Source organism: Streptomyces europaeiscabiei, from assembly GCF_036346855.1.
GTDB lineage: Bacteria > Actinomycetota > Actinomycetes > Streptomycetales > Streptomycetaceae > Streptomyces > Streptomyces europaeiscabiei.
Genome location: NZ_CP107841.1, coordinates 7,639,036 through 7,652,357, shown reverse-complemented (window position 1 = coordinate 7,652,357; position 13,322 = coordinate 7,639,036). Strand labels below are relative to the sequence as shown.

Sequence of the window (13,322 nt, the reverse complement as noted above, 5' to 3'; positions counted from 1 at the left end):
TTGACCGCTCCGCCCTGTCATGGTCTACTCCGGTCCGTGACCGACACCTCGACGCGCCTGTGGCGGAGGGTCCATATGGACCTCGTCCGCTATGCGGGCTGCGTGTGTCGTCCGTCCTGCTGAATTCGCATCTCTCCTCTTCATCCGCGCGCGCCGCCTGTATGGCGTCGCGCGCTCCCGAGCGAACGCACCTCAGGACGGTACCCGTGTCCGTGTCCCCCGTTGTTCCCCCCGCCTCCGCGCGGGCCGTCTCCACCCCCACACAGGCGGAGCTCCTCGACTTCGCGCGGCGGACGGCCGCCGACGACGAACTGATCGCCTCGCTCCCACTCGATCCCGAGGGCCGCACCTGGGTACGGCTCGAAGGCCCCGGCGGCAGCGAGGCCTGGCTCATCGGCTGGCCGCCCGGCACCGGGACCGGCTGGCACGACCACGCCGACTCGGTGGGCGCCTTCGTCACCGCCGCCGGCGAACTCAGGGAGTACTCACTCGCCGCCCGGCTGCCCACCGACGGCTGGAAGACCCTCGAACTCACCGAAGGCGTCGACCGTGAGCGGCAGCTTTCCGCCGGCAAGGGCCGCTCCTTCGGGCGCCACCACGTCCACGAGGTGCTCAACGAGTCCACCGAGGAGCACGCGATCTCCGTACACGCCTACTACCCGCCCCTCCCCCGCATCCGCCGCTACAGCCGCACCGGACGGGTGCTGCGCCTGGAGCACGTGGAGCGCCCGGCCGACTGGCAGTGAGCCCAGGGCCCCAGCGGCTCTGAGCGCCTGGCACACGAGTGGGCTCCCGGTGAACTCCGCTCGGGGGCCGCCGGATTGTCCCTGCCCTGTCCCCGTCCCCGATCCACGGTTCCTGAGCGCCGTCGCCCGCAAGGCTCCCGGCCCCCGCCAATCTCTCGCTACCCCGCGCTCGATCCCCTCGGCTCAGTACCCCTCGTCCCCCAGTCCCTCCGTGTCCTCCCCCTCTTCCTCCAGCGCCTGCCTGACCACACGGAGGGCCATGCCCTCGGGGTACCCCTTGCGGGCAAGCATGCCGGCGAGACGGCGGAGGCGTTTGTCGCGGTCCAGGCCTCGGGTGGAGCGCAGCTTGCGGGCGACGAGCTCGCGCGCGGTGGTCTCCTCCTGCTCGGCGTCGACCTGGGAGACGGCCTCGTCGATCAGTGTCGAGTCGACACCCTTGGTGCGCAGCTCCCGGGCGAGGGCTCGACGGGCCAGGCCCCGGCCGTGGTGACGGGACTCGACCCAGGCGTCCGCGAACGCACCGTCGTTGATCAGCCCGACCTCCTCGAACCGCGACAGCACCTCGTCCGCCACGCCCTCGGGAATCTCGCGTTTGTGCAGGGCGTCCGCGAGTTGCTTGCGGGTGCGCGGGGTCCCGGTGAGCAGGCGCAGGCAGATCGCGCGCGCCCGCTCAGCCGGGTCCCCTGAGGACTCCCCTTTCTCGGCCCTCGACGAGAAAGACGAACCCCCGTCCTGTGGCCCCCCGCCGTCCGGGCCGTCGCCCGATTCCCCGAAGCCACGCCGCCGACCGCTCCGGCCGCCGCGTCTGCCAGGCGCGTCACCGGCCGCACCGCGCGAGGCACCGCCGCCACGCCGACGGGTTCCGGCGGCAGAGCCCGCGCCGGAGCGCGAGCCGTCCTCCCACCGACCGGGATCACCATCACCATCACCATCACCATCGCCGTCGCCGTCGCCGTCGTTCGGATGATCGTCGTAGGACTCACCGTCGTGAAGCCCGTCCGTGCCGTACGACGGTGTGTCGTCGTACGGTCCGAACCCGTATCCGTCCGCGGTGGGCCCCCCGGCGCCCCCGCCGGTACCCCCGCGCCCCCGGCTCTCGGAGGCACTGGGATATGCGTACTCGCCCCAGTCCGTTCTGCGCGTCACGGACTAGCTCTTCGCCGCCGCGGCCTTGGTCTTGGCGGTCTTGGCAGCCGACGCCGGCACCGTCTTCGCGGCGTCGTCCGCGGGCGTGGCAGAGACCGCCGCGTCCGCACCCGGCTCTGCGGTGGGTGCTTCAGGCCGGACACCGACGCCCAGCTTCTCCTTGATCTTCTTCTCGATCTCGTTGGCGAGGTCGGGGTTGTCCTTCAGGAAGTTACGGGCGTTCTCCTTGCCCTGGCCGAGCTGGTCGCCCTCGTACGTGTACCAGGCACCGGCCTTGCGGACGAAGCCGTTCTCCACGCCCATGTCGATCAGGCCGCCCTCGCGGCTGATGCCCTGCCCGTAGAGGATGTCGAACTCGGCCTGCTTGAAGGGCGGCGCGACCTTGTTCTTGACGACCTTGACGCGGGTGCGGTTGCCGACGGCGTCGGTGCCGTCCTTCAACGTCTCGATGCGGCGGATGTCGAGTCGCACCGAAGCGTAGAACTTCAGCGCGCGGCCACCGGTCGTGGTCTCCGGGGAGCCGAACATCACGCCGATCTTCTCGCGGAGCTGGTTGATGAAGATGGCCGTGGTCTTGGACTGGTTGAGCGCGCTGGTGATCTTCCGCAGGGCCTGACTCATCAGACGAGCCTGCAGACCCACGTGGCTGTCACCCATCTCGCCCTCGATCTCCGCGCGCGGGACGAGCGCGGCGACGGAGTCGATGACGATGAGGTCGAGGGCGCCGGAGCGGACCAGCATGTCCACGATCTCCAGGGCCTGCTCACCGTTGTCCGGCTGCGACAGGATGAGGTTGTCGATGTCGACACCGAGCTTCTTCGCGTACTCGGGGTCGAGGGCGTGCTCGGCGTCCACGAAGGCCACCTGGCCGCCGGCCTTCTGCGCGTTGGCCACCGCGTGCAGGGTCAGGGTCGTCTTGCCGGAGGACTCCGGGCCGTACACCTCCACCACTCGGCCACGCGGCAGGCCGCCGACGCCGAGGGCGACGTCGAGTGCGGTCGACCCGGTGGGGATGACCTCGATGGGCTCGTTCGGCCGCTCGCCGAGGCGCATCACCGCGCCCTTGCCGAACTGCCGTTCAATCTGTGCGAGCGCGGCGTCCAGCGCCTTCTCGCGGTCGGTTCCTGCCATGGGTTCCACCCGGTTTGCTTGAGTCGATCGCTTCACGTGAAAGACGCTAACGCCTGCCACTGACAATGGGCCCCGACGCCCGCCCGGCCTGTGGATAACTCGGGCACTTCTCCACGAAAACCCTGCCGAAGTCCGACCTGGAGCCTCGCCGGAGCTTCCATAAGAATGGATGTTCGATTTTAGTGTCAAGCGCACCACGCGGCACCCGGAGCACTTCCGGAAGAGCGGGTTCACGCGGAGAGGGCAGCCAGAACAGGGCTCGGCACAGGGTGGCGGGCTACGACGACGCCGGCCCTACGGGGTACCGCTCTCGAGTCCGGCTCCCTCGGGCCCGGCACCGCCCTCCGGCCCGGTACCTCCCTCGGCCTCCGTGTCCCGGCGCGCGGTGACGCCGTCCCGGCGTGTGTTCGCGGAGTCGTCCACCGACCCTCGCGTGCCGCGCTTCTGGTCGAGCTTCTCCTCCAGCCGCCTGCGCACGCGTGTGAGGACGTCGCGGTCGGCCCCGTCCTCCTCCGCCGTCCGGTGCGGCCGCCTCCGCAGGCGGGCGAGGAGGTTGCCCGCGCCGCGCCCACGGTGCCCGTGGACCCGGGGGTCGTCCGTGACGTCGTACCGCTTCACGTACGCCCCGAGGAAGGCCTGCAGGGTGGCGATGGCGGGGATGGCGACGAGCGCGCCGACGGCGCCGAGGAGTGCGGTGCCCGCGATGACCGATCCGAAGGCGACGGCCGGGTGGATGTCCACGGTCTTGGCGGTCAGTTTGGGCTGCAGCACGTAGTTCTCGAACTGCTGGTAGATGACCACGAAGACAAGGACCCACAGCGCGTACCAGGGGTTGACCGTGAAGGCGATCAGCATCGGCAGGGCACCCGCCAGGTAGGTGCCGATGGTGGGGATGAACTGCGAGACCAGGCCGACCCAGACCGCGAGCGCGGGCGCGTAGGGCACGTCGAGGTACTCCAGCAGGACATAGTGCGCCACACCGGAGATCAGCGCCATCAGGCCGCGTGAGTACAGGTAGCCCCCGGTCTTGTCGACCGCGATCTCCCACGCGCGCAGGACCTCGGCCTGCTTGGCGGGCGGCAGTACGGAGCACAGCGCACGCCGGAGCCGGGGGCCGTCGGCGGCGAAGTAGAACGAGAACAGCGCGATCGTCAGCAGCTGGAAGAGGCCCCCCAGCACCTGTGCGGAGACGTCGAGGACGCCCGTGGCGCTGTTCTGCACGTACTTCTGCAGCCAGTCCGAGCGGAGCAGGCCCTCCTGGATGTCGACGCGCTTGAGCTCGGTGTGGAAGCTCGTGTTGATCCAGCTGATGACGGAGTCGAGGTACGCCGGGAAGTCCTCGACCATCTTGATGATCTGACCGGCGAGCATCGAACCGAGCAGAGTGACGAACCCGGCGGCCCCTACCAGCGTGATCACGAAGACCAGGAACGTGGCGAAGCCCCTGCGCAGCCCCTTCGAGGCCATCCAGCTCACCGCGGGCTCGATCGCGAGCGCCAGGAAGAACGCGATGAGGATGTTGATCAGCAGCCCGATGAGCTGGTGGAACGCCCAGCTGCCCAGCTGGAAGACCGCGACGAGGGAGAGCGCCAGCACCATCGCGCGGGGCAGCCAGCGGGGCATACGGCCGCTCGGCGCGGCACCTGGCCCAGGGGCGGCCGGTGGGCCGGTGGGCGGTGTCGTGCCGAACGGGGATGCCTGGTGCGCGAACTGGGCGGTCTCGTCTGTGGGGGCCACGGACCAAGTCTCGCCCACGCCACCGACATTCAGACGCCGCCCCCGGGCCTTCGGGTCCAACGAGCAGCGTCCGTCTGGTGAAGTCCGTTGCTTTTCAGCGGTTTTCGACCGGAACGCCCATGGTCGCGCACACCACGCGCCACACCTCCTTGGCCTCCCAGCCGGCGTCCAGCGCCTCGTGCACCGTGCGTCCGCCGAGGTCGGACATCACATGATCGCGCGCGAAGGTGTCGGCGTACCCCTCACCGAAGTGCTCCGCCATCCGCTGCCAGAAGACCGTCAACCGCATGACTCCAGTATCCCGCCCCAGGGGGTGGGCCTGGCCGGGACGGCTTGCCGATACCGCTTTCCGCCCTACGGTCGGAGCCATGGCCGAAACCGGAGCATCCCCACTCCCCTCGTCGTCCCCTGCGCACACCCCGCTGGCTCGCGCCGAACAGTTCGTCTGGCTGACCGCGCGCGTGCTGGAGCAGCGCCGCTTCGCGTACCACTTCCTGGACGGGGGCGCGGACGCGGTGGAGACCGCGCTGTCCGCCTACCGCAACGCCGACGACGGGTACGGCCACGCGCTCGAACCCGATCTGCGCGGGCCCGTGAGCCAGCCGCTGCACACCGGGCACGCGCTGCGTGTCCTGGACTCGATCGGGCGCTGCGGCGGACAGCGGGTGGAACGCGTGTGCCGCTATCTGACGTCGGTGTCCACCCCGGACGGCGCCCTTCCCGCGGTGCACCCCAGCCAGCGTGGCTACCCGGTGGCCCCGTTCGTGCCGATCGTCGACGACCCGCCCAGTGATCTGCTGGCCACCGGGCCGGTGGTGGGGCTGCTGCATCGCAACCAGGTGTGGCACGCCTGGCTGTTCCGGGCCACCGACTTCTGCTGGCAGGCGGTGGAGTCCCTGGAGAAGTCGCACCCCTACGAGGTCCATGCCGCCGTGGCGTTCCTGGAGTCCGTGCCCGACCGCCCGCGCGCCCGGGCCGCCGCCGACCGCCTCGGCCGCATGGTGCGCGAACACCGGCTCGCCACGCTGGATCCGGAGCGGCCGAACGACTACCCGGTGTCCGCCGGTTACGCGCCGGGCGAGCACCACTACCCGCACGACTTCGCGCACACCCCCGAATCCCTGGCGCGTGCCTGGTTCACCGACGAGGAGATGTCCCGTTCCCTCGACTTCCTGGCGGGCGAACAGACGGAGGACGGCGGCTGGCCGATCCGCTGGCGTCAGTGGGCCCCGAGCACCGCCATGGAGAGCCGCCCGATCGTGACGATCGAGGCGCTGCGGACGTTGCGGGCGTACGGGCGGGCGATCGGCTGAGACCGGCCGCCCGGTACGGGCGGTCGACCGCCACACGAGTGCGGTCGACGACCGGGTCCACGCGCGTGCCGCACAAACGCGAGCCGCGACGTGCGTCCACGCGCGTGTGGACCCACAACAGCCGTGTCAGCCCGCAACCGCCCGCACCCCCGCCGTCACGATCACCGCGGAGGCCACGACGATCAGGAAGGGGGCACGCAGGAGCAGTGCCACGGCGGCTGCGGCGAGCCCCGCGGCCCTCGCGTCCAGCACCAGGTCGTACCCGTCCGCGAAGGTCTGCTGGGCCGTGAGGGCGGCGAGGAGGGCCACGGGCAGCAGGGCGGCGAGGCGCTGGACGAGAGGGCGTTCCAGGACTCCCTCGGGGACCAGCAGACCGATGAGCTTGACGGCATAGCAGCCGAGTGCGGTGCCGACGATCGCGATCCAGACGTTCATCGGTCCTCTCCTTGCCGGCCGTCGCCTTGCCGGCCGTCGGCCCTGCGGCGCCCTTCCGCCCAGAGAACGACCGGGGCGGCCACCCCGGCGACGAGGACCGGGACCCCGGCGGGCAGCACGGGCAGCAGCCCGAGCCCCAGGACGACGGCGATGCCCGCGACGGCCCGCTCCCCGGTGGTTTTCAGCATCGGCGCGAGAAGTGCCAGGAAGACGGCGGGGCCGGCCGCGTCGAGCCCCCACGCGTCGGTGTCGCCGATGGCCTCGGCGCCGAGCGCACCGAGCAGCGTGGTGAGGTTCCACAGCACGTAGAGGCTGAGCCCGGTGACGGTGAAGCCGATGCGGGCGGCGCGACGCGTGGGCTGGGCGAGGGTGACGGCCGTGGTCTCGTCGATGACCCACTGGGCGGCGAACGGCCGCACCACGCGCGGGAGGGCCAGCACCTGGGAGAGGCGCAGCCCGTAGAACGCGTTGCGCACACCCAGGAAGAAAGCCCCGGCCGCCGCCGTGAACGGGTTGCCGCCGGCCGCGAGCGCCCCCACCAGGGCGAACTGGGAGGCCCCGGTGAACACCAGGAGGCTCAGCGCGCAGGTCTGCAGCAGGCTGAGCCCACTGCCGGCCGAGGTCACCCCGAAGGCGAACCCGGACAGTCCGACGGCGACCCCGACTCCCAGGGCGTCCCGGACGACGGCTCCGTCGGACTTCGCTCCGCCACTGTCATGCGTCTCCACGAGACCGGTCTGTTCAGTCACCACACCTCGGACGGTACGAGCAGTGAGCCTCAGGGGTCTTGTACGTTCTTGCGCCCGCGTATGTCCTGCGCCCGCGTGCCTCGACCTCGCGCATGCCGTCCGTGCGCTCGCACCCGTTGTCGAGACCGCCCACACGTTCCCGCTGGTACGCGCCCGGAGGCACGCCCACGATCCGGCTGAAGTGGCGGTTGAGATGAGGCTGGTCCGTGAAGCCGACGGCGACGGCGGCCGCGGCGGGAGCCGTGCCCGTGTCGAGCAGGCGGCGGGCCTTGCGGACGCGGGCGTCGGTCAGCCAGGTGTGCGGCGGCATGCCGTAGGCCGCACGGAAGGCCCGCAGGAGCGCGAAGGGACTGGTGCCGAGGTCGGCGGCGAGCCGCTCCAGGGTCGGCGGGTCGGCCATCCGCTGCTCGAGCACGGCACGCGCGCGTGCCGCGACAGGCGCGCCGGCCGTGCGGACGGCACGCTGGGGCAGCGGCCCGCCGTTCAGGCGCAGCAGCCGGGTCACGGCGACCCGCAACAGGGTGTCCGCGGCCAGCGCGTTGCCCTCGTCGACGGCCCGCAGCACCTGATGGACGAGGCCCGCCGCGTACGGATCCTCGAGCACGGGGGTCACGAAGCCCGGGGTGCCGCGGATCGTGGTGGTCTCGGCGGCGATCTCGGCCACCACCTCCGGTGACGGGTAGACCGCGTCGTACCGCCAGCCCTCGGGCCCACCGGCGCGGCCGGTGTGCGGGGTGTCGGGGTTGACCAGAGCCAGGGCTCCCGGGCCCGCGTACTGGTCGGCGCCCCCGTGGTGGAACACATCGACGCCGTCGGCGATGGCCGCGATCACGAAGTTCTCGTGGGTGTGCCGCACGAACTTCTTCTCGACGTAGCTCGCCCGCAGCAGATCGACGCCGGGCAGCTCCGTGTACCGCCAGTGCCTCGCCCGCTCCGCCGAACCCGCCATGGCCCCATTCTGCGTGGTGGGCCGTCCGGGCGCCGGAATCCGGACCCGTCGGCACCGCGGCAACCGGTGGACCCGCCCCGCCCGAGCCGTTTCCGCAGGTCCGGGCCGTTGTCAGTGGCCGGGTGCAGGATGGGGGCATGGTCAGCTCCGCAGATCGAGCCCTCGACGGCTTCTCCCCCGCGACCCGCGGCTGGTTCACGGGGGCCTTCTCCGCGCCCACCGCGGCCCAGGCCGGGGCGTGGCGGGCGATCGGCGAGGGCTCTGACGTGCTGGTGGTGGCCCCGACCGGCTCCGGCAAGACGCTGGCCGCGTTCCTCGCCGCGCTGGACCAGCTGACGTCGAGCCCACCCCCGGCCGACCCCCGAAAGCGCTGCCGCGTGCTGTACGTGTCACCGCTGAAGGCGCTCGCGGTGGACGTGGAGCGGAACCTGCGCAGTCCGCTGACCGGTATCCGCCAGGAGTCGGTGCGCCTGGGGCTGCCCGAGCCCGAGGTGAAGGTGGGCATCCGCTCCGGGGACACCCCGCCCGCCGAGCGCCGCGCCCTGGCCACGCGCCCGCCGGACATCCTGATCACCACCCCCGAGTCGCTGTTCCTGATGCTGACGTCGGCCACGCGCGACGCGCTCACGGGCGTGGAGACGGTGATCCTGGACGAGGTGCACGCGGTCGCGGGCACCAAGCGCGGCGCCCACCTCGCGCTCTCCCTGGAGCGGCTCGACGAGCTGCTGCCCCGGCCCGCACGCCGTATCGGCCTGTCCGCCACGGTCCGTCCCGTCGACGAGGTCGCGCGCTATCTCTCCCCGCAACGCCGGGTGGAAATCGTCCAGCCGCCGTCCGGCAAGGAGTTCGACCTGTCGGTGGTCGTGCCGGTGGAGGATCTGGGTGAGTTGGGCGGCTCCCCGGTCGCCGAGGGCAGCGAGGGCGCGGAGCGGCCGTCGATCTGGCCGCACGTCGAGGAGCGCATCGCCGACCTCGTCCAGGCCCACCGCTCCACGATCGTGTTCGCCAACTCCCGGCGTCTCGCGGAGCGGCTGTGCAACCGGCTCAACGAGATCGCGTACGAGCGGGCCACCGGTGTGCCCCTGGACGAGCACCATGCCCCGGCGGAGCTGATGGGCGGCTCGGGCGCCGCCCAGGGTGCGCCCCCGGTCCTCGCCCGGGCCCACCACGGGTCGGTCTCCAAGGAGCAGCGCGCCCTGGTCGAGGAGGATCTGAAGGCGGGCCGGCTGCCGGCCGTGGTCGCCACCTCCAGCCTCGAACTGGGCATCGACATGGGCGCGGTGGACCTCGTCGTCCAGGTGGAGTCACCTCCCTCGGTCGCCTCCGGCCTGCAGCGTGTGGGCCGCGCAGGGCATCAGGTGGGCGCGGTCTCCACGGGCGTGGTCTTCCCCAAGTACCGCGGTGACCTGGTCCAGTCGGCCGTGGTCACCGAGCGGATGCGCAGCGGCTCCATCGAGTCCATGAGGATCCCCAACAACCCCTTGGACGTGCTGGCGCAGCAGATCGTCGCCATGACCTCGATGGACACCTGGCAGTTCGACGACCTCATCGCCACCGTCCGCCGCGCCGCCCCCTTCGCCTCGCTCCCCGAGTCCGCGTTCACGGCCGTCCTCGACATGCTCGCGGGCCGCTATCCGTCCGACGCCTTCGCGGAGCTGCGCCCGCGCGTGGTGTGGGACCGGGTCGCGGGCACGATCACGGGTCGACCGGGCGCGCAGCGTCTCGCCGTCACCTCCGGGGGCACGATCCCCGATCGCGGCCTCTTCGGTGTCTTCCTCGCGGGCTCCGACCCGAAGAAGGGCGGCGGCCGGGTCGGCGAGCTCGACGAGGAGATGGTGTACGAGTCCCGGGTCGGGGACGTGTTCACCCTCGGCACCAGCTCCTGGCGCATCGAGGACATCACGCGCGACCGGGTGCTGGTCTCCCCCGCTCCGGGCGTCCCGGGCCGCCTGCCCTTCTGGAAGGGCGACCAGCTCGGCCGCCCGCTCGAACTGGGCCGCGCGGTCGGCGCGTTCCTGCGCGAGGTCGGCTCCCTGTCCCAGGAGGACGCCCGGCTGCGCCTGCTGGCCGCCGGACTCGACACCTGGGCCGCCGACAATGTCCTGTCGTACCTGTCCGAACAGCGCGAGGCCTGCGGCCACGTCCCCGACGACCGCACGATCGTCGTCGAACGCTTCCGCGACGAGCTGGGCGACTGGCGAGTCGTCGTCCACTCCCCCTTCGGCGCCCAGGTCCACGCCCCCTGGGCCCTCGCCCTCGGCGCGAAGCTTTCCGAGCGGTACGGCATGGACGCCCAGGTCATGCACGCCGACGACGGCATCGTGCTGCGCCTGCCCGACGCCGACCTGATGGGCCTGGACCTGCTCGACATGGAGCCCACGAAGGCGGGCACGGAATACGACGCCGAGCAGGCCCCTCTCGGCGCGGCGGACGTCGCCTTCGACAAGGGCGAGGTCGACCAGATCGTCACCGACCAGGTGGGCGGCTCGGCGCTGTTCGCGTCCCGCTTCCGCGAGTGTGCCGCCCGCGCGCTCCTGCTGCCCCGCCGCAGTCCGGGCAAGCGCACGCCCCTGTGGCAGCAACGCCAGCGCGCGGCCCAGCTACTGCAGGTGGCGAGCGAGTTCGGCTCGTTCCCGATCGTCCTGGAAGCGGTCCGCGAATGTCTCCAGGACGTCTTCGACGTCCCGGGTCTCACCGAACTGATGGGCGACATCGAATCCCGCAAGGTCCGCCTCGTCGAGGTCACCACGCCGGAGCCCTCCCCTTTCGCCCGCTCCCTCCTCTTCGGATACGTCGCCCAGTTCCTGTACGAGGGCGACTCGCCGCTCGCCGAGCGCCGCGCCGCCGCCCTTTCGCTGGACTCAAGGCTGCTCGCCGAGCTGCTGGGCCAGGCGGAGCTGCGCGAGCTGCTCGACGCCGAGGTGCTGACGGAGTTGGAGCGGGAAGTCCAGTGGCTCACCGAGGACCGCCGCGTCAAGGACGCCGAAGGTGTCGCGGACCTCCTCCGGCTCCTCGGCCCTCTCCGGGACGCCGAGTTGGCAGAGCGCGGTGCCGAGCCGCAGTGGGCGCGGGAGTTGGCCGGGGCCCGCCGCGCCATCCGGGTGCGGATCGCCGGCACCGACCACTGGGCGGCGATCGAGGACGCGGGCCGACTGCGCGACGCGCTCGGCACAGCCCTGCCGGTCGGTGTCCCGGAAGCCTTCACGGAGCCGGTCAAGGACCCCCTCGGCGACCTCCTGGCCCGGTACGCGCGCACGCACGGCCCGTTCACCTCGGCCACGGCCGCCGCGCGCTTCGGCCTCGGTGCAGCCGTCACGGACGGGGCACTCCACCGGCTGGCGGCGAACGGCCGCGTCGTCCAGGGTGAGTTCCACCCGGCGGGCATCGGCCAGGAGTGGTGCGACGCGGCCGTGCTGCGCCGCCTGCGCCGCCGCTCGCTGGCAGCTCTGCGACACGAGTTGGAGCCGGTGCCACCCGCCGCGCTCGCCCAGTTCCTGCCGCAGTGGCAGCACGTGGGCGGCGGTCACGGGCTGCGCGGCATCGACGGACTGGTGCGCGCGATCGAGCAGGTGCAGGGCGCCTCCGTGCCCGCCTCCGCCCTGGAGAAGCTGCTCCTGCCCTCCCGGGTCGCCCACTACAACCCCGCGATGCTCGACGAACTCACCGCGACCGGCGAGGTCGTCTGGGCGGGCGCCGGAGCCCTCCCCGGCAAGGACGGCTGGGTCTCGCTGTACCTGGCGGACGCCGCCCCGCTTCTCCTCCCACCCCCGCACCCCCTGGAGCTGACCGCGCTCCACGAGTCGGTTCTGAGCACCCTCTCCGGCGGTTACGGCCTCTTCTTCCGCCAGATCACGGATCAGGTCCGCGCGACCACCCACCCCGACGTCTCAGATCCCCAACTGGCCGACGCCGTATGGGACCTGGCCTGGTCCGGTCGCCTCACCAACGACACGCTCACCCCCATGCGTTCCCTCCTGGGTTCGGGCCGCACCGCGGGCTCCACCGCCCACCGGGCCAAGCGCACGGTCCCGCGCGGCCGGTACGGCTCCCTGACCGCGGCCGCACGCCCCCAGTCCCGTACGGGCCCACCCACGGTCGCCGGCCGCTGGTCCCTCCTGCCCGCCCCCGAGCCCGACCCCACCGTCCGCGCCCACGCCCTGGCCCGCACCCTGCTCGACCGCCACGGTGTCGTGACCCGGGGCGCCGTGGCCGCGGAGGGCGTCGAGGGCGGCTTCTCCGCCGTCTACCGCGTCCTGTCCGTCTTCGAGGAGAGCGGGCAGGCGCGCCGCGGCTACGTCGTCGAGGGCCTGGGCGCCGCCCAGTTCGCGATGGACGGGGCCGTGGACCGCCTCCGTGCGGTGTCCAACGCCCGCGAACGAAACGAGCCGCTTCCGGAGGCGGCCCCGAACGGCCTCGCCGGAGGCCACGACTCCACACCGGCTTCCTGGGACGGCTTCCCCGACGCCCCTGGCCCGGGCGATGCCTCCGACGATCCCTTTGCCGCCATCGACGTCCGCACTCCGGCCGAGCCCGGCTCCGCTTCCACCCCGGTCGGCAGCCACGGCACGCACAAGGCGTACGACCAGGGCTCCTCCTCCGCCCACGCCGACCCGTACGGCCGAGCCACCCGCGACCCGCACCGCAGCCGCCCCACTCCTTCCCCCCGAGCCGCCGTCCTGGCCGCCGCGGACCCCGCGAACGCCTACGGCGCCGCCCTCCCCTGGCCCGAGCCGCCCACCGAGGCCGGTCACAAACCGGGCCGCAAGGCGGGCTCCCTGGTCGTCCTGGTCGACGGCGAACTGACCGTCTACATGGAGCGCGGCGGCAAGACCCTCCTGGCCTGGCCCGCCGACCCGGATGCCAGACCCATGGACGACCCACGCCTCCGCCCGGCAGCCGAAGCCCTGGCCGCGGCAGCACGCGCGGGCTCACTGGGCACGGTCACGGTGGAACGCGTGAACGGCACCTCCGCCCTCACCTCCCCCCACGGCCCCCTCCTGGAAGCAGCGGGCTTCATCGCGACCCCGCGCGGCCTGCGCATCCGAGCATGATCACTGAGCCACTCGTCACGAGGCCCGGGCCCCATCAGGGCCGCAGGGCTGTGTCGATATGCGGC

At 72.3% G+C, this 13,322-nt stretch carries 11 protein-coding genes; 4 read left to right on the top strand and 7 right to left on the bottom strand.

Annotation, left to right across the window (positions count from 1 at the left end; translation table 11 throughout):
* Positions 1-36: 36 nt before the first annotated feature.
* On the top strand, positions 37-123 hold the full coding sequence (locus OG858_RS33505) for a putative leader peptide (protein ID WP_316731559.1): 87 nt from the start codon (positions 37-39) through the stop codon (positions 121-123).
* A gap of 83 nt (positions 124-206) precedes the next feature.
* The gene (locus OG858_RS33500) at positions 207-746 is read left to right on the top strand and encodes a cupin domain-containing protein (RefSeq protein WP_086747950.1); all 540 of its coding nucleotides are present in this window, start codon (positions 207-209) and stop codon (positions 744-746) included.
* Positions 747-929: 183 nt separating this feature from the next.
* Here the strand turns inward: OG858_RS33500 and recX are convergent, their stop codons facing one another.
* The 4 genes from recX to OG858_RS33480 all read right to left on the bottom strand — a co-directional run bounded on the left by recX (position 930) and on the right by OG858_RS33480 (position 5,049).
* Complete coding sequence (gene recX, locus OG858_RS33495; protein WP_327724984.1) at positions 930-1,892, bottom strand: recombination regulator RecX; 963 nt, start codon at positions 1,890-1,892, stop codon at positions 930-932.
* Positions 1,893-1,895: 3 nt separating this feature from the next.
* Positions 1,896-3,023 (bottom strand): recombinase RecA, encoded by a 1,128-nt coding sequence (gene recA, locus OG858_RS33490; protein WP_319064308.1) that lies wholly within the window; start codon positions 3,021-3,023, stop codon positions 1,896-1,898.
* A gap of 294 nt (positions 3,024-3,317) precedes the next feature.
* A complete protein-coding gene (locus OG858_RS33485; protein ID WP_179200935.1) occupies positions 3,318-4,760 on the bottom strand; it encodes an AI-2E family transporter in 1,443 nt (480 codons plus the stop codon).
* A gap of 94 nt (positions 4,761-4,854) precedes the next feature.
* A complete protein-coding gene (locus OG858_RS33480) occupies positions 4,855-5,049 on the bottom strand; it encodes a DUF3046 domain-containing protein (protein WP_086748079.1) in 195 nt (64 codons plus the stop codon).
* Positions 5,050-5,128: 79 nt separating this feature from the next.
* Between OG858_RS33480 and OG858_RS33475 the strand changes: the two genes are divergently transcribed.
* Positions 5,129-6,073 (top strand): hypothetical protein, encoded by a 945-nt coding sequence (locus OG858_RS33475; protein WP_086748080.1) that lies wholly within the window; start codon positions 5,129-5,131, stop codon positions 6,071-6,073.
* Between the two features lie 126 nt (positions 6,074-6,199).
* Here the strand turns inward: OG858_RS33475 and OG858_RS33470 are convergent, their stop codons facing one another.
* Genes OG858_RS33470 through OG858_RS33460 form a run of 3 tightly spaced genes read right to left on the bottom strand, consistent with a single transcriptional unit; the run spans position 6,200 to position 8,206 of the window.
* The gene (locus tag OG858_RS33470) at positions 6,200-6,508 is read right to left on the bottom strand and encodes an AzlD domain-containing protein (protein WP_086748081.1); all 309 of its coding nucleotides are present in this window, start codon (positions 6,506-6,508) and stop codon (positions 6,200-6,202) included.
* Positions 6,505-7,257 (bottom strand): AzlC family ABC transporter permease, encoded by a 753-nt coding sequence (locus tag OG858_RS33465; protein ID WP_319264519.1) that lies wholly within the window; start codon positions 7,255-7,257, stop codon positions 6,505-6,507. The genes OG858_RS33470 and OG858_RS33465 overlap by 4 nt, the downstream gene beginning before the upstream one ends.
* Entirely contained in the window at positions 7,250-8,206 is a 957-nt protein-coding gene (locus OG858_RS33460) for an AraC family transcriptional regulator (RefSeq protein ID WP_319264411.1), read from the bottom strand. The genes OG858_RS33465 and OG858_RS33460 overlap by 8 nt, the downstream gene beginning before the upstream one ends.
* A 137-nt stretch (positions 8,207-8,343) precedes the next feature.
* On the opposite strand from OG858_RS33460, the gene OG858_RS33455 reads away from it, so the two are divergent.
* On the top strand, positions 8,344-13,257 hold the full coding sequence (locus OG858_RS33455; RefSeq protein ID WP_328544180.1) for an ATP-dependent helicase: 4,914 nt from the start codon (positions 8,344-8,346) through the stop codon (positions 13,255-13,257).
* The last annotated feature ends 65 nt before the right edge of the window (positions 13,258-13,322 follow it).